The organism is Kitasatospora sp. NPDC087314, from assembly GCF_044744365.1.
Lineage (GTDB): Bacteria > Actinomycetota > Actinomycetes > Streptomycetales > Streptomycetaceae > Kitasatospora.
The window spans coordinates 408,948-435,409 of sequence record NZ_JBIUYE010000002.1; the positions used below are offsets into that span (position 1 = coordinate 408,948).

The window sequence follows — 26,462 nt, forward strand, 5'->3', positions numbered from 1 at the left end:
CCGACGAACGGCGGCTGACGGCTGACGGCCGACGGCGAACGAATTACAGATGACAGATAACAGCTGACAGATTTCATCATCTGTCAGCTGTTATCTGTTACCCGCACTTCCCCGCCCGGCCTACAGGCCCGCCCCTCCCGTGGCGTCGATGACCCGGCCGGTGATCCAGCGCGCGTCGTCGGAGGCGAGGAACGCGACGATGTCCGCGATGTCCTCCGGCTGCCCGACCCGGCCGAGGGCCGCGAGCGAGGCCGCATGGGCCTCCGCCTCCGCGTTGCCGCGCAGCCAGCCGGCGTTGACGTCGGTGTCGACGACGCCCGGCGCGACCGAGTTGGCGGTGATGCCGCGCGGGCCCAGCTGCTTGGCGAGGTTGAGGGTGAAGGTGTCGAGCGCGCCCTTGGTCGCGCCGTAGGCGATGATCTCCGGCATGGCGAGGCGGGCCGCACCGCTGGAGATGTTGATGATCCGACCGCCGTCGCGCAGTCGGCGCAGACCGTGCTGGACGACGAAGAACGGCGCACGGACGTTGACGGCGAAGACCTCGTCGAAGTCCTCCTCGGTGAGCGTGGCGAGGTCGGCGCTGCGCCCGATCCCGGCGTTGTTCACGATGATGTCGACGCCGCCGCCGGGCGCGTGCGCGCCGATCTCGGCGTCGAACGCCTCCCACAACGCGGCCGCGTCGCCGTGCCGACCGAGTTCGGCGTGCAGCGCGAAGGCCTGCCCGCCGTCGGCGCGGATGCCCGCGACGACCTCCTCCGCCGCATCCCTGTCGCGGGCGTAGCCGACGGCGACGGTGGCGCCGTCGCGGCCGAGCCTGCGAGCGATCGCCCGGCCGATCCCCCTGCCACCCCCGGTCACCAGCGCGGTCTCGCCCCCGAGTGCGTGCGTGCCCATGACTGAGCCCCCTCCTAACTTCGTTGCCATTTCTTGAGTGGTCACTCAGGAAAGAAGCTAACACACTTGTTGAGTGAGTGTTCTAAAATTCCGGTCATGACCGAGAACCCGACACCGCCCAGGCGCGGACGACCGCCGGCCTTCGACCGGGACGAGGCCCTGACGGCGGCGACCAGGCTGTTCTGGGAGCGCGGCTACGAGGCCACCTCCGTCGCCGACCTGACGGCCGCGATGGGCATCCGGCCCGGCAGCCTCTACGCCGCGTTCGGCGACAAGAAGTCGCTCTTCGAGGAGGTCGTCCGCCACTACGGTCGCACCCCCGTCGGCGCGTTCGCCGGTGCCGCCCTGCGGGAGGAGACCAGCGCGTACGCGGCCTTCGCCCGCATCCTGCGGGAGGCCGCGGCGATCTACCCCGACCCGTCCCATCCGGCCGGCTGCCTGGTGATCAGCGCCGCCACCAACGTCTCCCCGCAGGACGCCGAGGTCCAGGCCCACCTGCGCGACCTGCGCAACAGCAACCTCCGGCTCTTCGAGGCCCGGCTGCGCACGGCCCGACAGGACGGTGAACTCCCGCCCGACGCCGACCCGCACGCACTGGCCGGCTACTTCGCCACGGTCGTCCAGGGCATGTCGCAGCAGGCCCGGGACGGCGCTACCGCCGCCGACCTGGCCCGGACCGCCGAACTCGCCCTGCGCGCCTGGCCGTAACAGCGCCGCCCGGCCTGCTGATCACAACTCCACGCCGCCCCCGGTACGGTGGACGGCAGGAGTCGTCACCACCGAGGGGCCGCCCAGGGAACCGTCCGGGGACCACCGGGGAACCACGGAGGGACGACCAACGACGATCAACGACGACCGACGGACGACCGAGGGACGGGAGCGGGCCCGATGAGCGCAGAGGTGGCGGAGGTCCAGGTCTCCCTGGACGGCGGGGTCGGACGCATCGTGCTGAACCGGCCGCGGGCGCTCAACTCGCTGACCCACGGCATGATCACCGCCCTCCACGCGACGCTGACCGGCTGGGCCACGGACGACGGGGTACGCACCGTCGTCCTGACCGGCGCCGGCGAGCGCGGCCTCTGCGCGGGGGCGGACATCCGCGCGTTGCACGACGACGCCAAGGCGGGCGGGGCCGGCGCCCGGGCCTTCTTCCGCGACGAGTACCGGCTGAACGCGCTGATCGCCCGCTACCCGAAGCCGTACGTCGCGGTGATGGACGGGATCACCATGGGCGGCGGCGTCGGCCTGTCCGCCCACGGCGCGGTCCGGATCGTCACCGAGCGTTCCACCGTCGCGATGCCCGAGACCCGGATCGGGCTGGTCCCGGACGTCGGCGGCAGCCGCCTGCTCGCCCTCGCCCCGGGCGAGTTGGGCACCCACCTCGGACTCACCTCGGCCTCGATGGGCCCCGGCGACGCGTTGCTGTGCGGGTTCGCGGACCACTTCGTCCCCTCGGCGCGGATCCCGGCGCTGCTGGACGCCCTGGCCGGGGGCAGCGACCCGGCCGCCGCCGTCGCCGGGCACGCCGAGCCCGCGCCGTCGGCCGCACTCGCGGAGCAGCGGGGGTGGATCGACGCCTGCTACGCGGCCGACACCGCCGAGGAGATCGTCGAGCGACTGCTGAACTCCGGTGTGGCGGAGGCGAAGGAGGCCGCCGAGGCGGTCCTCGGCAACTCCCCCACGGCCGTGAAGGTCACGCTCGCCGCGCTGCGCCGAGCCCGCACGCTCCCCTCCCTGGAGGCCGTGCTCGACCAGGAGTACCGCGTCTCCTGCGCCGCGCTGGCTGCGCACGACCTGGTGGAGGGCATCCGCGCCCAGGTGATCGACAAGGACCGCGAGCCGCGCTGGTCCCCGGCCACGCTCGGCGAGGTCGGGGAGGCCGACGTCGCACGCTTCCTCGCCCCGCGCGGGGACGACGAGTTGGGCCTCGCCTAGCCGGCGGCGGCGCCGTCCGCCCCGCACTCCCCAGTCGAGCCCGTCGAGCCCGGATAGGCTGGACCGCCACCCACCGGCCGGCGCCGATCGACCGACACCGCTCGACTGCCCCCGCCCCACCTGCACCGCCATGAACCGTGAACCGTGAGCCAGGAGCCTGCATGACCCGCCCGACCCCGCTGCCCTCCGGGGACGCCGACCCGCTGTCCCGGGTGCCGCTCGGCGAGCAGGTTCGCGGGCTGCTGCTGGAGGGGCTGCTGAACGGGCGCTGGCAGCCCGGGGACCGGATCGTGGAGCGCCGCCTGGCCGCCGAGTTGAACGTCAGCCAGGCACCGGTGCGCGAGGCGCTGCGCTCGCTCCAGAGCCTCGGGCTGCTCGACGCCGAGCCCAACCGGGGTGTGCGGGTACGCGAGATCGGCCCGGCCGAGCTGCGCGAGGTCTACCAGGTGCGGGCCGCGCTGGAGCGGCTGGCCGCCGAGTCGGCGGTCGTCCGGCTCGCCGGGGACACCGCCGCGCTGGAGCGGCACGCGGAGCGGATGGCGGCGGCGGCCGGGGCGGGTGACGCGCTCGGCCAGGCCCGGCACGGTGTGGCCTTCCACCGCGAGCTCGTGGCCGCCTCCGGCAACGGCGCGCTGCTGCGGACCTGGGAGGGCCTGGGCGTGGAGGCGTGGACGGTGCTGTCGCTGCACCGGGTCCGCCCGGAGCTGCACGAGAACGCGGCCGACCATCAGCCGTTGATCGAGGCCTTCCGGCGGCGGGATCCCGAGGTCGGGCGGCCAGCTGTACGTCCAGGGCCACGCCGCGCCCGGCGTCTACGTCCGCGCCTTCCTCGAAGGGCGCATCGGCGAGGCCCAGTTGGACCGCTTCCGGCAGGAGGCCGGCGGTGACGGCCTGCCCTCGTACCCGCACCCGCGCCGGCTGCCCTGGTTCTGGGAGTTCCCGACCGTGTCCATGGGCCTCGGGCCGCTGTCGGCCATCCACCAGGCCCGGTTCAACCGGTACTTGACCGCGCGCGGCATCAAGGACACCTCCGGCTCGCACGCGTGGGCGTTCCTCGGGGACGGCGAGATGGACGAGCCGGAGTCGACCGCCGCACTCGCGCTGGCCGCCCGTGAGGGGCTGGACAACCTCACCTTCGTCGTCAACTGCAACCTGCAGCGCCTGGACGGGCCGGTGCGCGGCAACGGCAAGATCGTGCAGGAGCTGGAGCGGCAGTTCCGCGCGGCCGGCTGGAACGTCGTCAAGTCGCTGTGGGGCGAGGCCTGGGACGCACTCCTGGCGCGCGACACCACGGGCGCGCTGGTGCGCCGACTCGGAGAGGTGCCGGACGGGCAGTTCCAGTCCTACGCCGCCTCGGACGCGGCCTATGTCCGTGAGCACCTGTTCCGGACCGCGCCCGAGCTCCGGGCGATCGCCGAAACCGTGGACGACAGAAGGCTGTTGGAGATCGTCGCGACCTCGCGCGCCGGGCACGAGCCACGCGAGGTCCACGCGGCGTACCGGGCGGCGCTGGAGCACCGGGGCGCGCCCACCGTGGTACTGGTACAGACGGTCAAGGGCTGGACGCTCGGCCCCGGCTTCGAGGCCCGCAACGCCAACCACCAGATGAAGAAGCTCTCCGGCGCGGAGTTCCGGGCGATGCGCGACCTGACTCACGGCGAGCCGGTGGTGGCGTACGCGGTCGCGGCGGCGGTGATCCCGTTCTACATCTTCTACTCGATGTTCGGCTGGCAGCGCACCGCCGACCAGATGTGGGCCCTGGCCGACCAGTTGGGCCGCGGCTTCCTGATCGGCGCCACCGCCGGACGCACCACGATGACCGGAAAGGGCCTGCAACACGCCGACGGACACTCCCAGTTGATCGCCTCCACCAACCCGGCGGCGTTGTCCTACGACCCGGCGTTCGGGTACGAGGTGGCGGTGATCGTTCGCGAAGGCCTGCGCCGGATGTACGGCACCAGCGCCCAGCACCCGCACGGCGAGGACGTGTTCTACTACCTGACCGTCTACAACGAGCCGCTGCCGCAGCCCCCGCTGCCGGCCGTCGAGGACGTCGCCGACGGCATCCTGCGCGGACTGTACCGCTACCGCCCGGCGGACCCGGCGCCGGACGGCGACGCGCCGCGGGTCCAGCTGCTCGCCTCGGGCACCGCCGTGCGCTGGGCACTCGCCGCACAGCAACTGCTGCGCGAGGACTGGGGCGTGGCGGCCGACGTCTGGTCGGCGCCCTCCTGGACGGAGCTGCGCCGGGAGGCCCTGGACTGCGACGCGGCCAACCTGGCGGAGGCGGCGACCGGGACGGGCACGGCGGCTCGCGCGTCCCCTACGTGACGCGGGCGCTGGCGGGGGCACCCGGACCAGTGCTGGCGGTCAGCGACTGGATGCGCGCGGTGCCGGACCAGATCCGCCCCTGGGTGGAACAGGACTGGACCTCGCTGGGCACGGACGGATTCGGCCTCTCCGACAGCCGGCAGGCGGCGCGGCGGCACTTCGGCGTCGACGCCCAGTCCGTGGTGGTGGCGGCGCTGGCCGCGCCGGCCCGCCGGGGTGAGGTCAAGGCCGAGACCGTCCGGCAGGCGGCCGAGCGCTATGGCGTCCGGTTCTGACCCCTGGGCTCTGCCTCCGCCCCGGGCTCGTGACGACTGTCTCGCATACCAAGACTGGCGCGAGGCGGGGCGCGTCGTAGATCGTTGGATGGTCAGGGCGCGCCCGTGCGGCGCCGAGCAGCGGAATGGGAGTCAACGGCGATGACCGAGACCGAGACCTACGAGACGATCCTGGTCGAGCGCAAGGGCCGGGTCGGGCTGATCACGCTCAACCGGCCGAAGGCGCTCAACGCGCTGAACACCCAGCTGATGAACGAGGTGGTCGCGGCCGCCACCGCCTTCGACCGGGACCCGGAGATCGGCTGTCTGGTGATCACCGGCTCGGAGAAGGCGTTCGCGGCCGGCGCCGACATCAAGGAGATGCAGGGCAACCGGTTCCCGGACGTCTACCTGGACGACTGGCTGGGTCCGTGGGACCGGCTCGGCGCGCTGCGCAAGCCGGTCGTGGCGGCGGTGGCCGGGTTCGCGCTGGGCGGCGGCTGCGAGCTGGCGATGCTGTGCGACATCCTGCTGGCGGCGGACACCGCGAAGTTCGGGCAGCCGGAGATCAAGCTCGGCGTCATCCCGGGCATCGGCGGCTCGCAACGGCTCACCCGGGCGGTCGGCAAGGCGAAGGCGATGGAGCTCTGCCTGACCGGCCGGATGATGGGCGCCGAGGAGGCCGAGCGGGCCGGCCTGGTCTCCCGGATCGTCCCGGCGGACCAGCTGCTGGCCGAGGCGCTGGCCACCGCCGAGACCGTCGCGGCGATGTCCACCCCCGCGGCGATCATGCTGAAGGAGAGCGTCAACCGGTCGTTCGAGACCACGCTGGCCGAGGGCGTCCGGTTCGAGCGCCGGATGTTCCACGCGGCGTTCGCCACGGCGGACCAGAAGGAGGGCATGGCGGCGTTCGCGGAGAAGCGCCCGCCGTCCTTCACCAACCGGTGACGGGCGGCCGACCGGCGGCGGAGAGCTGCTGACGGCTGGCGGCCGGCTGGCTGGCTGGCGAGAGCTGACGGCCGACAGGTAACAGATAACAGCTGACAGATTTCGTCATCTGAAATCTGTCAGCTGTTATCTGTCAGCCGTCATCCCTCCGCCCCCGTCACCCCTCCTCGACCAACACCGTGTTGAGCCGGGCGAGCCCGCTGCGGGTGGCGGCGACCACGATCTGGTCGCCCGGGGTGAGGCGCCGGGTGCGGTCGGGGAAGTTCCACTGGAGCTGCGCGCTGCGGGCGAACCGGACGGCGATCACCCGGACGCCGCCCGGGTCCTCCAGGTCGTGCCGGTTCATGCCGATCAGCCCGCTGCCGTCCTCCACCGTCAGCTCGGCGATCAGCAGCACGTGCCGGAACACCGAGAGCATCCCCCGCACCTCACGCCCCATCAGGGCGGCGGCGAAGGCGGGCGCCGCCAGGTACGAGACCGAGCGCGAGGCCGCGTTGTCCAGCGTGGCGTAGAAGTGGCCGGCGAAGTTGTCGTCGAACAGCCGCACCACCACCCGGACTTCGGGATTCCCGTGGCGAGCCTCCAGGGCCGCCTCCAGGTTGGTGGCGTCGTCACCGCTGACCGCGACCAGCGCCCGGCTGTGCCTCAGCCGGGCCCGGCGCAACTGCTCCTCGAACGGGCCGTCGCCCAGGACCACCGGGATGCCGAGCGCCCGGGCGGCGGCGATGCCCCGGGCCTGCGGGTCGCGCTCCATGCAGACCACCGGTACGCCCAGCTCGTGCAGTTGCGCCGCGACCCGGGTGCCGACATTGCCGAGGCCGACCACGATCACGTGGTCGCGGGTGCCGGCCCCGGGGTTGCGGGGCTGACCGCGCCGCCCGGAGCCGAGCACCTCGACCGCGATGGCGGTGGCGACCGGAGCGAAGGTGATCCCGCAGATGGTGATCACCACCTGCGCCACCCGCTGCCACGGCCCGCCCGTCCCGGCCCCGTTCCCGGCGGCGATGTCGGAGAGCTGGTCGGGCTGGGCGGCGCCCGCGAGGTCGAGCAGCGAGATGTAGACGGTCCAGCCGAAGTTCCGGTTGAGGTACCAGAGCACGCCGAAGGCCATCAGGACCGCGGCGAGGGCGATGAGCAGCACCAGCCGCATCCGGGCACTGGTGAAGAAACGCATCATGTCGAGCAGCCGCCAGCGCACCCGCCGCACCCAGCTGGTCGGTTCCCTGGGTTCGATGCGCAGCGCCTGGAGGGCGGCGACGCCACCCGGTTCCTCCTCGGGCTCGGGCGCCGGTTCCGGTTCACGGCGGACGCCGCCGGGGCGGACCGGCCCGTCGTCGCCGAACTCGCTGGCGAGCCGGACGAAGTCGGCGGAGTCCCCGCGCTGTTCGGGCAGGAGGCGGATCTTGCTGAGGTCCTGGCGGTCGATGTGGTCGGCGACCACGCAGATCCGGTCGGAGGTGATGGCGTCGTCGAAGGCGATGTGCAGGAAGCGTCCGCCGATCTCGACCGAGTTGGGCCGTCCGAGCGCCGCCGCGGCGAAGGCGGGCGCGGCGGTGGCGGAACCGGAGAGCGCGGCACCGTTCCTGAGCAGTCGTTCGATGTTCTCGCCGAGGCGCTGGTTGAACATCCGGAGCACGATCCGGATGTCCTGGTTGTGGCCCTGTGCGCTGAGTGCGGCGTGGATGTTGTCCTGGTCGCTGCCCTCGACGAGGGCGAGGCCGCGGGCGGTCTCTACCGACACCGCGCGCAGCGCCTCGTCGGTGATGCTGGCGTACTCGACGACGGCGGCGACGCCGGGCAGTTGCTCGATCTGCGGCGCGTGGTCGCGGGTGCGATCGGCGACCAGGACGACGACCGGGACCTCGTAGTGCTCGACGAGTTCCAGGACCAGTCGGTGCGCCAGCGCGTTGCCCCCGCAGACGATGTAGTGCTGGCTGATCGGCTCGACCGGTCGGGTCCCCCACCCTTCAGAAGTCATACCGCCGGATGATATCGACGGCAAGTGACCGGATGGTGTCGTTCCGGCGACCGGCAGAACACCGATTCCGCTTCTCCGAACAGTCGCGTCCATTCATCGCACAAACGGTCGGGCTCGCCCGCACTGTGAGGTCCGGGATGCGGTCCGTCCCCCGAACGGCCGTACCCGACGCGCCGGGCTACCGCGGCCCGGCCAGGCTGGGCTTCGTCCCCTGCCCGTCCCCGGCCTGAGGAGTTCGCCACCGTGGTCCCCCCGATCATCACCCCCGACGGTTCCCCGGTCCAGGGTCCGCTCGGCATGCTCGCCAAATCCGCCTGGCAGGTCCTGCTGGCCGCCGGACTCGTCTCACTCGCCCTCGGGATCGTCGTCTTCGCCTGGCCGAAGGAGACCCTGCTGGTGGTGGGTGTGCTGTTCGGCCTCTACCTGCTGGTCATCGGCATCGTGCAGTTGATTGCCGCGTTCGGCACCCACGTGACCACCTCGCTGCGGGTGCTGGCCTTCATCAGCGGGGCGATCTGCGTCCTGCTGGGGCTGCTCTGCTTCCGCAGCGCGGTCCAGTCGCTGGTCCTGCTCGCGATCTGGATCGGCATCGGCTGGCTCTTCCGGGGCATCACCCAGCTCGCCGCCGCGGTCTCCGACCCCCTGATGCCGGCCCGCGGCTGGCAGGCCTTCGCGGGCGTGGCCAACACCGTGGCCGGCGTGCTGCTGCTGGTCTGGCCGGTCGGTTCGATCGCCGCGCTGACCGTCCTCGCCGGCTGCTGGCTGCTGATCCTCGGGCTGATCGAGATCGTGACGGCCGTCCAGATGCGCGGCCGGGCCAAGCAGATCCCGTCAGGGGTCTGACGCCGAGGCTCTGACGCCGAGGGCCCGACGTCGAGGGCCCGACGGAAGGCCAGGAGGCCGCCACACCCCGGCCCAGTGCTACCGCGCCGGCGCGTAGCAGATCCGGAAGGTGGCGGTCTCCAGCCGTTCCGGCGTGAGCCGGACGTCGGTCAGCCGCTCGGCCAGCGCGAACGCGGCCTCGGCGTGCAGGGCGTGGCCCTCCCCGTCGAGCTGGAAACCGCAGGCCGTCAGCAGCTCGGGGACGCCGGGGGCGTCGGCGTCCGAACCATCCCGCTGGGCTGGGAACAGCGGCTCGAACTGGAGCCGGCAGCCGCCCTGCTCCCACCAGTTGAAGTGGTCCACCGCGCTGGCGTTCCGGAAGTGAGAGACCAACCGGGTGCCGTCGGCGAGACGGCGGATGACGTCGGGCAGGCTACCGAGGTAGCCGAAGACCTCGACGGCGAGGGCCCAGCCGTCGAGTTCGGTGACGGCGAGGGCCCAGCCGTCGAGTTCGGTGACGGCGACGAGCAGCCGGTCCTCCTCCGGCTCGAACCGGGCCTCGGCCTCCTCGTCCTCCCCGTCGTCGAAGGTCTCCCAGGCGGCCACCACCGCGTCCAGGCCGGTGACCTCCCGGCCGGGCAGGGCCCCGAAGCGGCGCAGCAGTTCGTCGGCGGTGATCCCCTCGACCAGGGCCAGGCAGTAGGCCTCACCGGGGATGGGGTAGCGCTGCTCGAACCAGGTGTAGTCGGTGGCGTGTGCGGTCATGCGCCGATGCTGCCAGACGCCTGTGACACCGTCGGCGCCGGGTGAGGCGCCCTCAGAGCCAGACCGGCGCGTCCGTCCCCCAGCGCCCCGGCGGGCGGGACCAGTCGGTGGGCGCCCCGGTGTAGGCAATGGGCGGCAGGGCGTGGCGCAGCCGTCCGTAGGCGGAGTCGGTCTCGGCGAGCCACCGCGCCGGGTCGTACGGCCGGGCGTCCGGCCCGGCGGGGGCGGGCGCCTCGGGTGCGATGCCGTGCAGCAGCCAGGAGGCCGTACCGGCGAGGGAGAACCGCAGGTGGCGGCCGCCGGGCCGGCCGGTGCGCTGTTCGGTGAGGGCGCGCAGGACGGCGGCGGCGACGAGGTAGCCGGTGCCGTGATCGAGGGCCTGGGCGGGCAGCACGCCGGGGCGTCCGTCGGGGCCGGCCTCGTGGGCGGCGATCCCGACGCCGGCCTGGACGAGGCTGTCGAAGCCGCGGCGGCCGGCCCAGGGGCCGGCCCAGCCCCAGGCGCAGATCTGCGCGAGGACCAGGCCGGGGTGGCGCGCCGACAGCGCGTCGGGGGCGAGGCCGTGGGCGTCGAGGGCGCCGGGGCGGTAGCCGGTGACGAGGACGTCGGCGGTGGCGAGCAGGCCCTCGAAGACGGCCCGGTCGGCGGGGTCGGCGAGGTCGAGGCGGGTGGAGCGCTTGCCGAAGCCGGTGTCGGCGTGGGCGTCGTCGGCCTCGGGGAGGTGGGGCGAGTCGACGCGCAGGACGTCGGCGCCCAGCAGGGCGAGGGTGCGGGTGGCGACCGGTCCGGCGATGACCCGGGTGAGGTCGAGGACGCGGATCCCGGCGGCGGGCCGGCCCGCGTCGGCCTCGCCGAGCGGACGCACGGGCGCGGAGCCGATCGCCCGGTTCTCCACCAGGGGGTGCACGGTGGCACTGACCGACGCGACGGCCACGGCGAGCGCCCCTGCTGTATACGCCCGTTCCTGGATCTGCTCGGCCGGCAGTTCGCCCAGCACCTCGGCGAGTTGCTCGGGCCCGGCGTCGGCGGGCAGGCCGAGGGCGGCGAGCAGCCGGGTGCGGTGGTGCGGGTAGTTGGCGTGGGTGCGGACCCAGCCGTCGGCGGCGCGCCAGAAGCCGGAGTGCGGGGCGAAGTTGACGGGCGTACGGCCGTCGACGGCCAGGTGGCGCTCGCTGACGAAGGCGGTGGCGACGGCGCCCTGGTCCACCCGGACTTCGGGGACGGCGCCGCCGGTGCGGTGGGCGGCGAGTTCGGCGGCGGCCAGCGAGCAGGCGGCCACGGTGGCCCGGGCGAGCCGGCGCACCGGCAGGCCGGAGGGCAGGACGTCGCCGGGGCCGTGGAAGGAGACCCGCTCCAGCAGGTCGGCCGGCCCGCCGAGGGCGGCCCAGGCGTGGGCGGTGGGCCGGTCCGCGGGTTCGCCTCGGTTCGCACCGGCAACGCCGTCGGCCCCGTCCGTACCGGAGGCACGGTTCGCACCGGAGGCACCGTTCACGGCTTCGGCACCGTTCCCAGGTCCGCCGCCGTTCACGGCTTCACCGCCGTCCCCCTGCTCGCCACCCTTCGCGGGCTGCTCGGTGGGCCGGTTGTCGTGGGAGGTCGAACGCTCTGTCATGCCCGGCATTGTGCGCCGTTTCTCAGGCGCTCGCCGTGACGCCCGCCACCAGCATCAGCAGCACCGCCGACACCAGGGTCATCCGGCGCGCCGCGCGCGGGGTGCCGCCGAGCCGGCCGCCCAGGCGTCCGCTGGCGTGCGCGACCAGCCCGTACACGACGGCGCAGGCCAGCACGTTGAGCGAGCCGAGCGCGAGCACCTGCCCGCCGACCGGCAGCGCGGCGCCCGGGTCGACGAACTGCGGTACCAGGGAGAGGTAGAGCAGCAGCCCCTTGGGGTTGAGCAGGGCGGTCAGCATGCTCTGGCGCAGCACGGTCGCGGTGGGCTGCGGCTTGGGCGCGGCGAGGGCCGCGGCGCCCCCGCCCTTGCGCAGCGCGAGCAGCATGGTGACGGACAGCACCAGCAGGTACGCGGCGCCGGTGAGGCGCAGTACGGGCAGGGCGGCGGGGACGGCGCGCAGCGCGGCGGCCAGGCCGGCGCTGGAGAGCAGGGTGTGGACGGCGTAGCCGGCGCAGACGCCGCCGACCGCGGTGAAGGCGGCGCGCCGGCCCTGGCCGAGGCCGCGGGCGGCGATGTAGAGCCAGTCGGGGCCCGGCGTGCAGACCAGCAACAGGTCGACTCCGAGGAAGAGGAGGAGGGCGTGGGTGTCCATGGGTGGCGGTGACCTGTCGTGCTCGTTCGGGCGGCTTCCCGGCGGCTGGTCCGGTGACAGCGGCACCTGTCCGGTGCGTGCGGTCACTGAAGGTAGCCGGATAGCCCTGGCATGCGATGGCCACTTCGTGCTCTCCGGGCCCGTGTTTTGGCAGAATATTGCGCCATGGACCGAATCGACCGCAGAATTCTCCGCGAGCTCCAGCAGGACGGCCGTCTGACCAACGCCGACCTGGCCGCCCGGGTGGACCTGACCCCCTCCCCCTGCCTGCGCCGGGTCCGGCAACTGGAGCAGGACGGCGTGATCCGCGGCTACCGGGCGGTGGTGGACGGCGCGGCGGTCGGGCGCGGTTTCCAGCCGTTCGTCACGATCACCATGCGTCACGAGGACCAGGTGACGGTCGCCGAGTTCGAGCGCCGGGTGGCGGAGCTCCCGGAGGTGGTGGAGGCGCACCGGCTGTTCGGGGAGCCGGACTACCTGCTGCGCATCGCGGTCGCCGACATCGCCGCGTACGAGCGCTTCATCACCGGCGTGCTCTCCGGGCTGCCGGGGATCGCGCAGGTCAACTCGCACCTGACGATGAAGCAGGTGAAGGCCGACCGGGGGCTGCCGATCGGCGGGTAGGGTGCGAACGGGGCGCCGCCACGGCCGCCCGCACGGGGACAGCGCGACAAGGGGGGCCCTCTGTGCACGCGATCCGCCGCCTCGATCTGGGGTACTTCGTCCGGCCAGCGTCCGAGGTGGGCGGCCCGGAGCCCCGGGTGGAGCCGGTGCTGGCGTACCTGGTGCGCCGGCCGGAGGGGCTGCTGCTGTTCGACACCGGGATCGGCGCGGGCGATCCGGAGACCGAGGCGCACTACCGCCCGGTCCGCCGCCCGTTGCCGGAGGCGCTCGCGGCGGCCGGCGTCGGCGGCGCCGACATCGACCTGGTGGTCAACTGCCACCTGCACTTCGACCACTGCGGCGGCAATCCACTGCTGGCCGGGACGCCGGTCCTGGTGCAGGCGGCCGAGCTGGCCGCCGCCCGGCGCGGCGGGTACACCATCGACGCCCTGGTCGACTTCCCGGGCGCCGACTACCGCGAGCTGGACGGCGAGACGGAGGTCTGGCCGGGCGTGCGGGTCCTGCCGACTCCCGGGCACACCGACGGCCACCAGTCGCTGGTGGTCGAACGCCCGGGCGGCGGCGCGGTGGTGCTGGCCGGGCAGGCGTACGACTTCGCGTCCGAGTACGGCCAGGCGGTGCTCGCCCGGCGGGCGGCACGCGAGGGCGTGGCGGCGCCGCTGCCCGGCTACCGGGCCTGGCTGGACCGACTGACGGAGTACGGGCCGCGCCGGGTCCTGTTCGCGCACGACCACGCGGTCTGGGAGCCGGTCGTCGGATAGCAGGCCTTCCGGCGGTTCAGACGGTGTCCTTCAGGCGGCTCGGGAGGTTCAGAAGGTTCAGAAGGTGAAGCGCAGCGACCGTACGCGGTGGTCGAAGTTGGACGGGACGAGGTCCGGCTCGCCCGTCGACCGCACCTCGGGCAGCCGGGAGTACAGCTCGCGGAACAGCACCTTCATCTCCTGCCGGGCCAGGTGCGCGCCGATGCAGTAGTGCGGCCCACCGCCGCCGAAGCCGAGGTGGGGGTTGGGCGTGCGGGTGATGTCGAAGGCGTCCGGGTCGGGGAAGACCGTCTCGTCCCGGTTGGCCGAGCCGAAGAACAGCGCGACCTTCTCCCCCGCTCGCAGCAGCGGGCCGCCGGGGCCGCCGAGCTCGTGGTCGGCGGCGAGGGTCCGGCGGAAGTGGATGATCGGCGTGGCGTGGCGGATGATCTCGTCGACCGCGCCGCCGAGCCTCCCGTCGAGGTCCGCGAGCAGCAGGGCGCGCTGCTCGGGGTGGACGGTCAACAGGTGCAGGCCGTGGGCGAGCGCGTTGCGGGTGGTCTCCACTCCGGCGACCAGCAGCAGGGAGAAGAAGGCGCCGAGTTCGCGTCCGGTGAGCCGGCGGCCGTCCACGTCGGCGGTGACCAGGGCGGAGATCAGGTCCTCCGCAGGCCTGCGCCGGCGCTCACGGCCGACCGCGGCGACCATGCCCTGCATACGGGCCAGTGCCATCAGCCCCCGCCCGGGCATCCGGATCCGGCGGCGCAGCGGGCGGGCCACGCCGGTGTGTTCGGAGGCGTGGTTGACCTGGTCCAGGATCGCCCGGCGCGGACGTTCCGGGATGCCCATCATCGTGCAGATCACCTGGAAGGGGAGTTCGGCGGCGACGGAGGTGACGAAGTCCTCCGGCCGCCGGCGCTCGACGTCGTCGACCAGTCGGGTGGCGACGCGACGGATGTCCTCCTCGACCCGGCCGAGCAGCCGGGGCGTGAAGGCCTGCGAGACGATCCGGCGCAGCTGGGCGTGCCGGGGGTCGTCGAGGTTCACCATCGAGTCGCCGAACACCAGCCGGACCCAGCGGGCCGGTTCCGGGACGGTGACGCCGGGGCCGCTGAGGAAGACGCCGGGGGTGCGGCTGGCCTCGACCACGTCGGCGTGGCGGACCAGGGCGTGGAAGCCCCGTCCGGTGGCGGGGTCGCCGAAGAACACCGGAGCGGGGCGCCGGCGCAGTTCGGCGAAGGCGGCGGCGCGGGCGGGGGCCGGCAGCTGCCAGAAGCGGGGGTCGGCGAGGTCGGTGGCGGGGGCCGCTGAGTCGGTCGAGGTTTCCATGGCCGGGGCCTCCTGTTCGCGTACGACGCCCACCGGGCAGCCACCGTCGGTGCCGGGGCGTGCACATCTAGTGAGCAAGCGGTGGGAGATGTCAAACCGCACTGATGGTCGTACGAACGGGCTGCCGGGGTGGCGCGCCGACCGGGTCGGGCATCCGGACCGGGTGTCCGGACCCGGCGCCCGGCGGCCGCGCCCGACGTCTCGGCGCGGGGCCGGGCATGGTCTCACGGGACGGAACCGGCCAATACCGGAGGGTGCGGTACTGGCCGGGCGGGGCGGGTGCGACGATGAGTGCCATCGTGATGACCGACCGGATCCGCCTGTTGCGTGCCGTGGTCTTCGCCGCGCTGTGCGTGGCGCTGGCCGCCTCGGCGCACGTCGCCATGGCCGGGGCCGGGGTCTCGCCGCCGGTGCTGGCCTGCGCGTTCGGAGCCGTCCTCGGCCTGACCTGGCTGCTCGCCGGCAAGCGGCGCGGACTCGGCGCGATCAGCGTCTGGATGGTCGCGACGCAGAGCGCGCTGCACCTGCTGTTCGAGCAGGCCGGGGCGCTCGGCCGCGGAGGCGGCGGCCTCGGCAGGTTCGCCACCACGGACTGGGCCGCCCTGCTGCTCTGTAACCCGGAGCGGATCCCCGGCGGGCTCTCCCCCGTCGAGCTGGCCCGGATGGCGGGCCTCGACCCGGACGTCCCGCCCGCCACCGGCGGCCTGCACACCATGGCGGGCATGCACCACGGTGCGGCGGCGGGTGCGGCTTCGGGAACAGCCTCGGCCTCGGGATTGACCTCGGCCTCGGCCGACGGGATGGCGTTGGACATGGCCGGGATGGCGGGAATGCCCGGCGACTCAGCCGTGTCGGGCATCCCGGGCACGTCCGGGGTGCCCACCACGCACGGCATGTCCCCGGGGATGACCCATGGCATGGCCCACGGCATGGCGCACGGGATGTCCCTCGGGATGATCGCCGCCCACGCGCTCGCCGCGCTGGCCTGCGCGCTGCTGCTGTGGCGCGGTGACGCCGCGCTGGTCCGACTCTTCGACCTGCTCGGTGCGCTCGGCACCGTGGTCGCGGGGGTGCTGCTGCTCCCGCTGCTGGCGCTGTTGACGCGCCCCTTCGGCTACCGTCCGCCGGCTCCGCCCCGGCCCGCCGGCCGCCAGGCCCGACCGCCCCGGCCGGTGCTGCTCACCCATGCCGTGGTGCGGCGCGGCCCGCCGGCGTTCGCCCTCGCCTGCTGACGCGCCCGCCGCCTTCCCCCACCCGACACCGCCCCTGGTCGCTCACGGCCGCCAGGGACGGCGGGGCCCAGGGGGTTCGCGCCACGGGCAGGTCGCCCTGTCGCCCGGCCGCGCCTTCGCCGCCACGCCGTCAGGGCCCGGGCCCGCGCCCGCCCGCCGTCTCCTTCGGGAGGCGCCGCGCGGCGCGCGGAAGTCCATGGACGCCGGCGGCGCCGCCTCGAGTGGCGCCGCTCCCAGCCTTCCCCTCAGGACCTTCGCATGCCTGACTACGACGGCGCACCGGCTCCGGCCGGCGCCACCGTCCTACCGCTCCTCGGCCCCCGGCCCGTCCGGAGCCTGACCGCCCCCGGCCCCCTGCGCCCCGAGTCCACTCAGCAACCGGGCCGACCACTCCACCGAGGGCCCCTCGGCGGCGCTCGCCCGCACTCGGCCGCGCAGCTGCTCGGCCCGCTCCAGCCACACGCGGCAGCCCGCGCAGCGCGCGACGTGCCGGTCCAGGCGGGCGCCCGGCAGGCCGGTCGGTTCGCCGTCGAGCCGGGCCGACAGGGCAGTACGGAACTGCGCGCATCTCATAGGACCATCGTCCCGCACTGCCATCGCAGCGGGACCGGCCGGGTGGGAGGCCGTCGTGGATGACGAGCAGCTCACCGCACTCGCCCTGACCGCCCGCGCGGGCCGGGCCCCGGACGTCGAGGCCTTCGTCCGGGCCACCCAGCGGGACGTCTGGCGCTTCGTCGCCCACCTCACCGACGTCCAGTCCGCCGACGACCTCGCCCAGGAGACCTTCCTGCGCGCACTGCGCGGCCTTCCGGCCTTCGCCGGGCGTTCCTCGGCCCGCACCTGGCTGCTGTCGATCGCCCGGCGCACGGTGATCGACCGGTACCGGACGGCTGCCGCCCGACCGCGCTGCGCACCGCTGCCGGACTGGCAGGAGGTGGCGGAGCGGCAGGGGTCCGAACCGGCGGCCGGGTTCGAGGACGGCGTCGCGCTCGGGGACCTGCTCGACCGGGTGCCCGCCCAGCGGCGGGAGGCCTTCGTGCTGACCCAGGTGGTCGGTCTGAGCTACGCCGAGGCGGCGGAGGTCGCCGGCTGCCCGGTCGGTACCGTCCGTTCCCGGGTCGCCCGGGCCCGCGAGGAGCTGATAGCCCGACTGCGCGCGGCCGAGAGCGGGGAGCTGGCCGCAGCCTGCTGAGCGGGAGCGGAGTGGGCGACGGGCGGCGGGTAACAGATGACAACTGACAGATAACAGATTTCGAAATCTGTTATCTGTCAGTTGTTACCCGTCCGCTGTCAGCTGTCAGATGCCGACCGCCCATCACCCACCGGTTCGAAAATTCCTTCACCTGTTCGGAACTGGAGCCGCCGCGCCTCCGACTGCTGTACCGGACCCCGCCGCCGAGGCGGTGTCCGGTACGGCAGTCGGGCAACGGAGGGACTTCATGGCAGCGCAACCACCCCCGACCGCCAAAATCCTGACGGATCATCAGGTCGAAGCGGCGGACCGATGGAGCCTGGTCGTGGCCGCCGGACTGCTCTCGTTCGTCGCGATGCTCGACATGAACGTGGTCAACCTGGCGCTCACCGACATCTCGGCCGGTCTGCACGTGTCCCCCGGGGTCGCGCAGTGGGCCGCCCTCGGTTACCAACTTCCCCTGGTCGCCCTGCTGTTGCCCGCCGGGCGATGGCTGGACCAGGTGGGCACCCGCGCGGCGCTGCTGCTCGCGGTCAGCTGCTTCGCCGCGTGCAGCGTGCTGGCCTCCCTCGCCCCCTCGGCGGGTTGGCTGATCGCCGCCCGGCTGTCGCAGGGCACGTTCGGCGCGGTGCTGTTCGTCCTGATGCCGGTGCTCGCCGCCACCTCCGTGCGCCCCGAGTCGCGCGGGCGGGCGATGAGCGTCCCCGCGACGCTCGGCCCGCTCGGCGCCGTCACCGGGCCGGTCATCGGCGGCCTGCTGCTGGACCACTTCGGCTGGCGGGCCGTCTTCCTGGTCAAGCTGCCGGTCTGCCTGGCCGCCGTGCTGATCGTGCACCGGCACGCCCCGCGGCGCGGCAGGCTGCGCCCGCCCGACCGGAGTTCACTCGGCGACGCCGCCCTGATAGGCACGGCCGTCGCCGCCGTGCTGCTCGCGCTGACCCTGGCCCCGGAGGCGCCGCTGTGGCTGCTGCTGGCGCTGCCCGCCGCTCCGCTGGTCCTGTTCTGGCTGCGCCGCCCCGGCGGCAGGCCGGTCGCCGAGGTGCTGCGGGCCGCCGGAACCGTCGGGGTCGACGCCTCGGTGCTGGCCCTCGCCGCCGGCTTCGCGGCCTGCCACTATCTGCTCGCCCAGCACCTGCGCGGTCCGGGCGGCGAGAGCGCCACCGCCACCGCACTCACCATGCTGGCCTTCCCGCTCGGCATGGTGCTGGCCGGCCGGGTCGGCGGGCGGCTGGCCGACCGCTGGGGCGCCCGCCCGACCGCGCTCGCCGGCGCCGCCGTCACCACCCTCGGCCTGGCGCTGCTCGTCCCACTCGACGCCGACTGGTCCGCCTCGGACATCGCCTGGCGGCTCGCCCTGGCCGGTATCGGGATGGGCCTCAACGGCGGCCCCACCCAAGCCCTGGTGATGACCGCCTCGCCGCCCGGCAAGCTCGCCACCGCGGGCTCCGCCGTCCAGCTCGCCCGCAGCCTGGGCTTCGCCCTCGGCCCCGCCCTGGCCGGTGCCGCCGCGCTGGCCGGCGACCGGGCCACCACCGGCACCCGGGCGGGCATCGCCCTGGCCTCCGTGGTCGCGGCGACGGCCGTGCTCCTGCTCGCCCTGCACCGCCGCCCACGGACCTGACCGCCGGCCCACCGGGCGCCGACCCACCCCAGCGCCGGCCCACCCGGCCACCGCCTGCCTGCACCACCGACACCCTGCACCACCGACATGCCCGCACCACCGACATGCCCGCACCACCGGAGGAGCACCACAGATGACCGAGACCGTCCGCGATCCGGCACCGGCCAGCCCGGCGGGCGAACCGCGCTGCCCGTACGGGCACGACCAACTCCCCGACCCCGTCCCGCTGTACGGGCCCGCGTACAAGAGCGACCCCTATCCCCTCTATCGGCGGATGCGCGAGGCCGGGCCGGTGCACCGGGTGGAGTTCCCGAGCGGCATCCACGCCTGGCTGGTCACCGGCTACCAGGCCGCCCAGGAGACCCTCAACGACCCCCGCCTCGGCAAGAACCACGCGCTGGGCAACGAGAACTGGCGCAGGCTGGCGTCGATCATGCCCGAGCCGCAGCACTCCCAGCTGCAGGTCCACCTGCTGCACCAGGATCCGCCCAAGCACACCGCGATGCGCCGCCTCGTCCTGGACGCCTTCACCCCGCGCCGGGTGGAGTCGTTGCGCCCGCGCCTCCAGGAACTCGCCGACGCCCTGGTCGACGAGCTGCCCGAGACCGGTGGTGCCGATCTGGTGGCCGGCTTCGCGGCCCACTTCCCGTTCCGGGTACTCGCCGAAGTCATCGGCCTGCCCGACGAGTTGGCCGTGCGATTCGATCGCGACTGGGGCAAGGTCGTCCAGCCCGTCGGCCCGCACGACCCGGGCCGCCCGGCGTACGAGGCGCGGCTGCGCGGCCTGCAGACGTACATCGCCGACGTGGTCGCCCACAAGCGCGCCGGCCGGCACACCGTGAACCGCGCCGGACATCCCGCCCACCACGACCCGGTCACAGCGGGTGCCGATCTGCTGGGCCGGCTCGTCGCCGCCCATGACGCGGGCGAGTTGAGCCGCGAGGAGCTCGACTCGATGGTGTTCCAGCTGCTGGTCGCGGGCCAGGAACCGGTCACCAACCAAATCACCACCATGCTGATCACCCTGCTGCGCCACCCCGACCAACTCGCCCGACTGCGCGACGCGCTGACCGAAGGGCCCGCCCACGACCCCGATCTGCTCGCCCGCGCGGTGGAGGAACTGCTGCGCCACGACGCCGCGTTCGAGCTCACCACCTGGCGGTTCTTCGCCGAGGACAGCAACCTGTTCGGGACCACCGTCCCGGCCGGCGACTCGGTGATCGTCTCGCTGTGCGCCGCCAACCGCGACGACGCACGGTTCCCGGACGCGGACCGCCTCGACCTCGACCGCACGCCGAACGCCCACCTCGCCTTCGGCCACGGCATCCACTACTGCCCCGGCTCCGCCCTGGCCCGGGCCGAACTCCAGATCGCCATCGCCACCTTGCTCGCCCGGCTGCCCGGGCTGCGTCCGGCCGAGGCGGCCGGTGAGGGGCTGGACTCCCTCGCCTGGATCCCCGCCGTGCTGGCGCGCGGGGTCAACCGGCTGCCCGTCGCCTACGACCGACGTTTCTGAGACCGGCGCGCGGCCGCGCCCGCCCGACGCCCGTACGACCCTTCACGGAGGACCACCATGCCGCCCGCCGGGACCGTTTCCACCCGCCACCGTCACCCCACCGCATCCACACCGACGCCCACGAACGCGGGCACGAGCACAAGTACGCCAACGGGCACGCCCACGGGCCCGAGCACCGGGCGGCTCGCCGCCCAGATCCTCGGCCTGCTGCTGCCGCACCGCCGCGCCTCCGACCCCGGGCCGGACACCAGGCCGGAGCACTTCCCGCACCAGCTGGCGCAGTTGGCGGACTTCGTCGCCGCCGGTGAACCGATCCTGTTCACCCTGCCCGGCTTCCCCTGCAAGTCGCCGAACCCCGCGAAGGTGCTCAGCCACCTGCCCGACGAGGGCGAGCGTCTGTCACTCACCTTCCTCGACGGGCTCTGCGCGGAGATCGGCCGCCGCTACGAGCCCGGCGCACGGATCCTGATCTGCTCGGACGGGCACATATTCGGCGACCTCGTCCACGTCCCCGACGACCACATCGACGAGTACTCCGACGCGTTGACGGCGATGATCGAGCGCGAGGGCCTCAGCCACCTCGCCACCTTCGACCTGCGCGCCGTCCTCGGCGACCTGCCGTTCGACGACAAACGCGCCCGGGTGCACGCCCAGTACGCGCCGAGCGTCGAGGAGTTGCGCGAGCTGGTGCTGACGGACGAGGAGACCCTGCGGCTCTACCGCGGCATCACCCGCTTCCTGACCGAGGACACCACCGGCTTCACCGGCACCCGTTCCGCCCTGCAGCGCGACTGCCGCCGCCGCGCGTACGGGGTGATCCAGCGCAGCCGCGCCTGGGGCGAGTTGATCGCCGCGCAGCACCCCCGGTCGGTCCGGCTCTCCATCCACCCGCAGCCGGCGGGCGCACCGAAGTTCGGCATCCGGCTCCTGGAGGCGGCCGATGCCTGGATGACGCCCTGGCACTCCTCGGTGCTCCACCGACCGGACGGTGGATGGGAGTTGCTGCGCAGCGAGGACGCCGCGCAGCTCGGCCGACTCGTCGAGCGCGACGGCCGGCCGAGCCACTACGAGGCGTTCTGACGGACGGGCCCCGCCCCGGCCCCGGCCCCCGCTCCCGCTCCCAACGGGACGGAGGCCGGGGTGCGGTGGTCGAAGGCGATCAACGGGTCGCCGGTGAGCGGGTGTTCGACCACCGCCGCCCGGACGCCGAACACCTCGGCCAGCAGGCCCGGGGTCAGCACCTCGCGCGGCGCCCCGGAGGCCACCAGAGCGCCGCGGTGCAGGACGTGCAGCCGGTCGCAGACGGAGGCGGCGGCGTTGAGGTCGTGCAGGGCGACCAGGGTGGTGCGGCGCTGTTCCCGGAGCAGGGCGAGGAGTTCGACCTGGTGCCGGACGTCCAGGTGGTTGGTCGGCTCGTCCAGCACCAGGACGTCCGGCTGCTGGGCGAGCGCCCGGGCCAGCAGCACCCGCTGCCGTTCGCCCCCGGACAGTTGGGCGAACCGGCGGCCGGCGGCGTCCGCCATGCCGACCCGCGCCAGCGCGTCGGCGGCGATCCGGTGGTCCTCGGCGTCGTCGGCGGCGAACGCCCGCTTGTAGGGGGTGCGGCCCATCGCGACCACCTCGCGGACGCTCAACTCGAAGTCCCCGCCGCGCTCCTGCGGCAGCGCGGCGATGTGCCGGGCGGACTGCGCGGGCCGCAGCCCGGCCAGGTCGCGCTCGGCCAGCAGCACCCTCCCGGCGCTCGGCCGCAGGTGCCGGTAGACGGTGCGCAGCAGGCTGGACTTGCCGCTGCCGTTGGGCCCGACCAGTCCGGCGATCTCCCCTTCCTCGGCGACCAGGTGGACCCCGGCCACCACCGTCCGCCCGGCCAGGGTGACGCTCAGTTCCTCGACGGCGATCCTCACGTGCGCTCCAGTCGTCGGTCCAGCAGGTAGAGCAGGGTGGGGGCGCCGAGGACGGCGGTGACGACGCCGATCGGCAGTTCCTGGCCGTCCAGCGCGGTGCGGGCCACGGTGTCGACCACGACCAGCAGCAGCGCACCCGTGAGCGCGGACAGCGGCAACAGGCGCCGGTGATCGCCGCCGACGAGCAGCCGGCAGACGTGCGGCACCATGAGCCCGACGAAGCCGATCGCGCCGGAGACCGCGACCAGCACGCCGGTGAGCACGCTGGTGACCACGAAGACCTCGCGGCGCAGCCGGGTGACGTCCACCCCGAGCCCGGCGGCCGTCTCGTCGCCCATGAGCATCGCGTTGAGCCCGCGGGCGCGGGCCTGCAGCAGGGCCAGTCCGATCGCCACCGCGACGGCGGGGACGGCGAGTTGGGCCCAGACGGCGCCGCCGAGGCTGCCCATGAGCCAGAACAGCACACCGCGGGTCTGCTGTTCGTCGCGGGTCTGCAGGACGAGGTAGCTGGTGATGCCGCCGAGGAACTGGGCGATGGCGATGCCCGCGAGGACCAGTCGCAGCGGGGAGAAGCCGCCGCCGCGCCGGGCCGTCAACCAGACCAGGGAGAACGCGCCGAGGGCGCCGGCGAAGGCCGCCAGGGAGACGGTGAGGCCGAGCGCGCTGCCGAAGGCGAGGTCGAGGCCGAGCGAGGTACCGAGGACGATCGTGGCGACCGCCCCGAGGGATGCGCCGGAGGAGATGCCGAGCAGGTAGGGGTCGGCGAGCGGATTGCGGACCAGGGCCTGCACGGCGGTGCCGACCAGGCCGAGCCCGGCCCCGACCGTCGCCGCCAGCACGGCGCGCGGGACGCGCAGTTGCCAGACGATGAGGTCGCGGGTGCCGGGCTCGGGGGCCCGCCCGGTGAGGTGGTGGGCGACCACCGACCACACCTCGCCGGGCGGGATGTCCAGCGAGCCGAACGACACCGCGGCGGTCAGGGCCAGCACCAGGGCGGTGGTCAGCGCGACGGACAGCGGCCCGGCCCGCAGGGTGCGGGCCGGGCGGGCGTCCCTCCCCCCGCGCGTGCGAGTGGTCGCGCCGGGCGCGCCGGAGGCATCGGGGGCACCGGGAGCGCCAGGAGCATCGGGGGCGGCCGAGGTCACCGCCTACTGCCCGTTCTTGACGAGGGTCGGGTGGATGGTCGCGGCGATCTGCCGGACGGCGTCGGCGTTGCGCACGCCCGCGATGGTGGTGACCTCGGAGCCGAGCCGCACGAAATGGCCCTCCTGGACGGCCTTCAGGCCCTGGGTCGCGGGGAAGCCGCGCAGGAACGCCTCGGCGTCGTCGAAGGCCTTTCGGGTGGCCTCCTCGCTGCCCCGGTTGCGGACGGCGAGCTGGATCCAGTCCGGGTTCTTGGCGACGACGTCCTCCCAGGAGCCGGGCTTGAAGTCGGCGTCGCAGTCGGCGAACACGTTGCGGGCCCCGGCCTGGGTGATCACCGCGTTGGCGACCTGGCGGCCGCAGACCGCGACCGGCTGCTTGGTGCCGGCGTCGAAGTCGAAGACGAAGTAGCCGGGACGCTGCGCCTCCGGGACACCGGCGAGCGCGGCGCGGACCTCGCCGACCTGCTTCTCCATGCCCGCGACGAGCTCCTCCGCGCGGGCGGCGGTGCCGGTGACGGCGCCGAGGCGGCGGATGTCGTTCTCGATCCCGGAGAGGTCGGTGCGCGGCGCCTTGGCCGCCTTCGGGGTGCCGGCGCAGGCGGTGGACAGGAGGTAGACGTGCTGGATGCCGGCCGCCGCGAACTCCTCCTCGCTGGGCCCGGTGGCGCCGCCGCCCATCATCGGCATCGCGCCGAAGGTGTCGATGTAGAGGTCGGCGCCGGAGCCGAGCAGCTTCTCCTTCGGGATGGTCTTGTCACCGAGCACCGGGACCTTGGCGCCCTGTTCGGCCAGGGCCGGCGGGAGGGTGCCGTGGCCGGGCGGGAAGCCGGTGCCGATCACCCGATCGCCCGCGCCCAGTTGGAGCAGCAGCTCCAGGGCGGCGGCGTTGCTGGTGACGATCTTGGTGGGAGCCTTGGCGATGGTGGTCTCCCGGTCCGTGCAGTCGGCGACCTTGACGGGGTAGCCGCCGGCCGGGGCGGCCTGGGAGCTGCCGGTGGCGCCCCGCTCTCCGCCTCCCCCGCCGCCGCTTCCGCAGGCCGTGGCGAACAGGGCGACGGCAGCCGCGATTCCGCAGACAACGCGAGGGCGCATGACAACTCTCCTGGTCGGTGATCGTGCTGGGGGCCCGTCCTGCGAACCCGGTCCAGGTAGTCGGCCGGATCGTGCGGCGGGTTCCCGGGGATTTCCGCGCCGTCCGGCGGCCGTCCTCGAACCCCCGGCGTAGGGTGGCCGGATGGCCGATCCCACCGTCCTGCGGGACGATCTCGACCTGCCCGTACGGCTCGGCCCGCGCCCGCCGCGCCGGGTGGTGTCGCTGGTGCCGTCGCTGACCGAGGCCGTCGCCGTCACCGCGCCCGGACTGCTGGTCGGCGCCACCGACTGGTGCAGCCACCCGGCCGACCTGGCCGTCACCAGGATCGGCGGCACCAAGAATCCGGACGTGCCGGGCATCCTCGCCCTCGCCCCGGATCTCGTCCTGGCCAACGACGAGGAGAACCGGCGCCCCGACCTGGACGCGCTGCGGGCGGCCGGCCTGCCGGTCTGGGTCACCGACGTCCGCACCCTGGACGGCGCGTTCCGCTCGCTCGACCGGATGCTCACCGCCGCCTGCGCGCTGCCGCGCCCGGGTTGGCTGAACGAGGCCGAGGCGGCGTGGGCCGCCGTCCCGCGCCCCTCGGACGGCCCGCGGGCGATCGTGCCGATCTGGCGCCGCCCGTGGATGGTCCTCGGCCGCGACACCTTCGCCGGGGACCTGCTGTGCCGGTTCGGCGTCCGGCTCGTCCACGCCGGGCACGCCGAGCGCTACCCGGCCGTCCCGCTGCCCGAACTGCTCGCCTGCCGACCGGAATTGGTGGTGCTGCCGGACGAGCCGTACCGCTTCACGGCGGAGGACGGCCCGGAGGCGTTCCCGGGTGTCCCGGCGACGCTGGTCAGCGGACGCCACCTGACCTGGTACGGACCATCCCTGGCGACGGCTCCGACCGTCCTCGCGCAGGCATTGGCGCACCCGTTTCTGCCGGGGGACCCGTCCGGGCCAGGGAAAAAGAGCACATCGTAGGATGACCGCCACTCGCCGGGGCCGCCGGTGACAAGCGGGGGGAACCACCGATGGCAGTGAGCACGTCCCGGAGAGCCCTGGTCCTGGTGTCGGCCGTGGCGGTCTCGACGGTCGTCCCGGCCATCCCCAACCCGGGGTACGTGGCCAACGTCAAGGCGCTGATCTCCAGCCGGCCATGGCGCAAGGCGGGCTGACGTTCTCAGGTACACGCTGTACGGCGAAGGGCCCGGGACGCGCGATCGCGTGTCCCGGGCCCTTCGCCACGGTTCCCCCGGAGGTCAGCCCCGCGCTGCGGTGACGGCGGTGCCCAGCGCCTCCTTGATCCGCGGCCCGAGACGGGCGAAGCCCAGCTCCTTCATCGCCGCCCGCAGCAGTTCCTCGTCCGTGCGGTCCACACCGTCACCGTCCACCCACCGGACGACGGCGAGCAGCTCCTCGGCGGAGTAGGCGGTCACGGGCCGACCAGGCGTGAAGTCCGGCTTCTCGGGCCGGCCAGTGGCGGCGGGCTCGGCCACCGGCTCGGCGGCGGGCGTCTCCTCAACGGCCTCGACCTCGGCCACCGGCTCCGCAGCCTCGATGGCCTCCGCCGCTACGACCGGCTCCTCGGCAGCAGCCGGCTCAACGGCCGCCTCCGCCTCGACAACCGGCTCCACGACGACGGCAGACGCCTCCTCGACAACCTCGACCTCAGCCACCGGCTCCACAGCCTCGATGGCCTCCGCCGCTACGACCGGCTCCTCGGCAGCAGCCGGCTCAACGGCCGCCTCCGCCTCGACAACCGGCTCCACGACGGCGGCGGGCGTCTCCTCGACAACCTCGACCTCGGCCACCGGCTCCGCAGCCTCGATGGCCTCCGCCGCTACGACCGGCTCCTCGGCAGCAGCCGGCTCAACGGCCGCCTCCGCCTCG

At 74.0% G+C, this 26,462-nt stretch carries 25 protein-coding genes and 1 pseudogene; 15 read left to right on the top strand and 11 right to left on the bottom strand.

Annotated features, from left to right (window positions below):
• Positions 1-120: 120 nt before the first annotated feature.
• Complete coding sequence (locus ACIO5E_RS05645) at positions 121-894, bottom strand: SDR family oxidoreductase (RefSeq protein WP_400664116.1); 774 nt, start codon at positions 892-894, stop codon at positions 121-123.
• Between the two features lie 96 nt (positions 895-990).
• On the opposite strand from ACIO5E_RS05645, the gene ACIO5E_RS05650 reads away from it, so the two are divergent.
• From ACIO5E_RS05650 to ACIO5E_RS05670, 5 genes and pseudogenes are all read left to right on the top strand, one after another.
• Positions 991-1,602, top strand: a complete 612-nt coding sequence (locus ACIO5E_RS05650) for a TetR/AcrR family transcriptional regulator (RefSeq protein WP_400664118.1) — start codon at positions 991-993, stop codon at positions 1,600-1,602.
• 180 nt (positions 1,603-1,782) lie between these two features.
• Positions 1,783-2,829, top strand: a complete 1,047-nt coding sequence (locus ACIO5E_RS05655) for an enoyl-CoA hydratase/isomerase family protein (RefSeq protein WP_400664120.1) — start codon at positions 1,783-1,785, stop codon at positions 2,827-2,829.
• A gap of 161 nt (positions 2,830-2,990) precedes the next feature.
• The gene (locus ACIO5E_RS05660; RefSeq protein WP_400664122.1) at positions 2,991-3,716 is read left to right on the top strand and encodes a GntR family transcriptional regulator; all 726 of its coding nucleotides are present in this window, start codon (positions 2,991-2,993) and stop codon (positions 3,714-3,716) included.
• Positions 3,598-5,435, top strand: a pseudogene (locus ACIO5E_RS05665) (transketolase-like TK C-terminal-containing protein); the annotation flags it as partial. The gene ACIO5E_RS05660 and the pseudogene ACIO5E_RS05665, both read left to right, overlap by 119 nt.
• A gap of 141 nt (positions 5,436-5,576) precedes the next feature.
• Positions 5,577-6,362 (top strand): enoyl-CoA hydratase, encoded by a 786-nt coding sequence (locus ACIO5E_RS05670; protein ID WP_400664124.1) that lies wholly within the window; start codon positions 5,577-5,579, stop codon positions 6,360-6,362.
• A 157-nt stretch (positions 6,363-6,519) separates the two neighbouring features.
• Here the strand turns inward: ACIO5E_RS05670 and ACIO5E_RS05675 are convergent, their stop codons facing one another.
• Positions 6,520-8,340 (bottom strand): NAD-binding protein, encoded by a 1,821-nt coding sequence (locus ACIO5E_RS05675; RefSeq protein WP_400664126.1) that lies wholly within the window; start codon positions 8,338-8,340, stop codon positions 6,520-6,522.
• 243 nt (positions 8,341-8,583) lie between these two features.
• Between ACIO5E_RS05675 and ACIO5E_RS05680 the strand changes: the two genes are divergently transcribed.
• Complete coding sequence (locus ACIO5E_RS05680) at positions 8,584-9,183, top strand: HdeD family acid-resistance protein (RefSeq protein WP_400664128.1); 600 nt, start codon at positions 8,584-8,586, stop codon at positions 9,181-9,183.
• Positions 9,184-9,261: 78 nt separating this feature from the next.
• Here the strand turns inward: ACIO5E_RS05680 and ACIO5E_RS05685 are convergent, their stop codons facing one another.
• The 3 genes from ACIO5E_RS05685 to ACIO5E_RS05695 form a co-directional block, all read right to left on the bottom strand.
• On the bottom strand, positions 9,262-9,927 hold the full coding sequence (locus ACIO5E_RS05685) for a DUF6461 domain-containing protein (protein WP_400664130.1): 666 nt from the start codon (positions 9,925-9,927) through the stop codon (positions 9,262-9,264).
• 52 nt (positions 9,928-9,979) lie between these two features.
• Positions 9,980-11,287 carry a CoA transferase gene (locus ACIO5E_RS05690; protein ID WP_400664447.1) on the bottom strand — a complete coding sequence of 436 codons (1,308 nt, stop codon included), beginning with the start codon at positions 11,285-11,287 and terminating at the stop codon, positions 9,980-9,982.
• 274 nt (positions 11,288-11,561) lie between these two features.
• Positions 11,562-12,191 (bottom strand): LysE family translocator, encoded by a 630-nt coding sequence (locus tag ACIO5E_RS05695; protein ID WP_280680984.1) that lies wholly within the window; start codon positions 12,189-12,191, stop codon positions 11,562-11,564.
• 165 nt (positions 12,192-12,356) lie between these two features.
• Between ACIO5E_RS05695 and ACIO5E_RS05700 the strand changes: the two genes are divergently transcribed.
• Positions 12,357-12,815, top strand: coding sequence for an Lrp/AsnC family transcriptional regulator (locus tag ACIO5E_RS05700; RefSeq protein ID WP_400664131.1), 459 nt, complete (start codon positions 12,357-12,359; stop codon positions 12,813-12,815).
• A gap of 62 nt (positions 12,816-12,877) precedes the next feature.
• Entirely contained in the window at positions 12,878-13,576 is a 699-nt protein-coding gene (locus ACIO5E_RS05705) for an N-acyl homoserine lactonase family protein (protein ID WP_400664133.1), read from the top strand.
• A 57-nt stretch (positions 13,577-13,633) separates the two neighbouring features.
• On the opposite strand, the gene ACIO5E_RS05710 is transcribed toward ACIO5E_RS05705, so the two are convergent.
• A complete protein-coding gene (locus tag ACIO5E_RS05710) occupies positions 13,634-14,884 on the bottom strand; it encodes a cytochrome P450 (protein ID WP_400664135.1) in 1,251 nt (416 codons plus the stop codon).
• Positions 14,885-15,171: 287 nt separating this feature from the next.
• Here ACIO5E_RS05710 and ACIO5E_RS05715 point away from each other — a divergent pair, with 287 nt between their 5' ends.
• Positions 15,172-16,116, top strand: a complete 945-nt coding sequence (locus tag ACIO5E_RS05715; RefSeq protein ID WP_400664137.1) for a hypothetical protein — start codon at positions 15,172-15,174, stop codon at positions 16,114-16,116.
• Between the two features lie 303 nt (positions 16,117-16,419).
• On the opposite strand, the gene ACIO5E_RS05720 is transcribed toward ACIO5E_RS05715, so the two are convergent.
• Positions 16,420-16,689: a zf-HC2 domain-containing protein gene (locus tag ACIO5E_RS05720; protein WP_400664139.1), complete on the bottom strand. Its 270-nt coding sequence runs from the start codon at positions 16,687-16,689 to the stop codon at positions 16,420-16,422.
• A 55-nt stretch (positions 16,690-16,744) separates the two neighbouring features.
• Here ACIO5E_RS05720 and ACIO5E_RS05725 point away from each other — a divergent pair, with 55 nt between their 5' ends.
• The 4 genes from ACIO5E_RS05725 (at position 16,745) to ACIO5E_RS05740 (ending at position 21,525) form a co-directional block, all read left to right on the top strand.
• Entirely contained in the window at positions 16,745-17,308 is a 564-nt protein-coding gene (locus ACIO5E_RS05725; protein WP_400664141.1) for a sigma-70 family RNA polymerase sigma factor, read from the top strand.
• 247 nt (positions 17,309-17,555) lie between these two features.
• Positions 17,556-18,929: an MFS transporter gene (locus ACIO5E_RS05730; RefSeq protein WP_400664143.1), complete on the top strand. Its 1,374-nt coding sequence runs from the start codon at positions 17,556-17,558 to the stop codon at positions 18,927-18,929.
• A 133-nt stretch (positions 18,930-19,062) separates the two neighbouring features.
• Positions 19,063-20,445 (top strand): cytochrome P450, encoded by a 1,383-nt coding sequence (locus ACIO5E_RS05735; RefSeq protein ID WP_400664145.1) that lies wholly within the window; start codon positions 19,063-19,065, stop codon positions 20,443-20,445.
• 57 nt (positions 20,446-20,502) lie between these two features.
• Entirely contained in the window at positions 20,503-21,525 is a 1,023-nt protein-coding gene (locus tag ACIO5E_RS05740; RefSeq protein ID WP_400664147.1) for an L-tyrosine/L-tryptophan isonitrile synthase family protein, read from the top strand.
• On the opposite strand, the gene ACIO5E_RS05745 is transcribed toward ACIO5E_RS05740, so the two are convergent.
• From ACIO5E_RS05745 to ACIO5E_RS05755, 3 genes are all read right to left on the bottom strand, one after another.
• The gene (locus ACIO5E_RS05745; RefSeq protein WP_400664149.1) at positions 21,510-22,349 is read right to left on the bottom strand and encodes an ABC transporter ATP-binding protein; all 840 of its coding nucleotides are present in this window, start codon (positions 22,347-22,349) and stop codon (positions 21,510-21,512) included. The two genes, ACIO5E_RS05740 and ACIO5E_RS05745, sit on opposite strands and share 16 nt — an antisense overlap.
• Positions 22,346-23,365: a FecCD family ABC transporter permease gene (locus ACIO5E_RS05750; protein ID WP_400664450.1), complete on the bottom strand. Its 1,020-nt coding sequence runs from the start codon at positions 23,363-23,365 to the stop codon at positions 22,346-22,348. Before ACIO5E_RS05750 ends, ACIO5E_RS05745 begins: the two co-directional genes overlap by 4 nt.
• A gap of 132 nt (positions 23,366-23,497) precedes the next feature.
• Positions 23,498-24,586 (bottom strand): ABC transporter substrate-binding protein, encoded by a 1,089-nt coding sequence (locus tag ACIO5E_RS05755; protein ID WP_400664151.1) that lies wholly within the window; start codon positions 24,584-24,586, stop codon positions 23,498-23,500.
• Positions 24,587-24,728: 142 nt separating this feature from the next.
• Between ACIO5E_RS05755 and ACIO5E_RS05760 the strand changes: the two genes are divergently transcribed.
• Positions 24,729-25,553: a helical backbone metal receptor gene (locus tag ACIO5E_RS05760; RefSeq protein WP_400664153.1), complete on the top strand. Its 825-nt coding sequence runs from the start codon at positions 24,729-24,731 to the stop codon at positions 25,551-25,553.
• 50 nt (positions 25,554-25,603) lie between these two features.
• Positions 25,604-25,747, top strand: coding sequence for a hypothetical protein (locus ACIO5E_RS05765; RefSeq protein ID WP_400664155.1), 144 nt, complete (start codon positions 25,604-25,606; stop codon positions 25,745-25,747).
• 84 nt (positions 25,748-25,831) lie between these two features.
• Here the strand turns inward: ACIO5E_RS05765 and ACIO5E_RS05770 are convergent.
• On the bottom strand, positions 25,832-26,462 hold a 631-nt coding region (locus ACIO5E_RS05770; RefSeq protein WP_400664157.1), incomplete at its 5' end, for a hypothetical protein.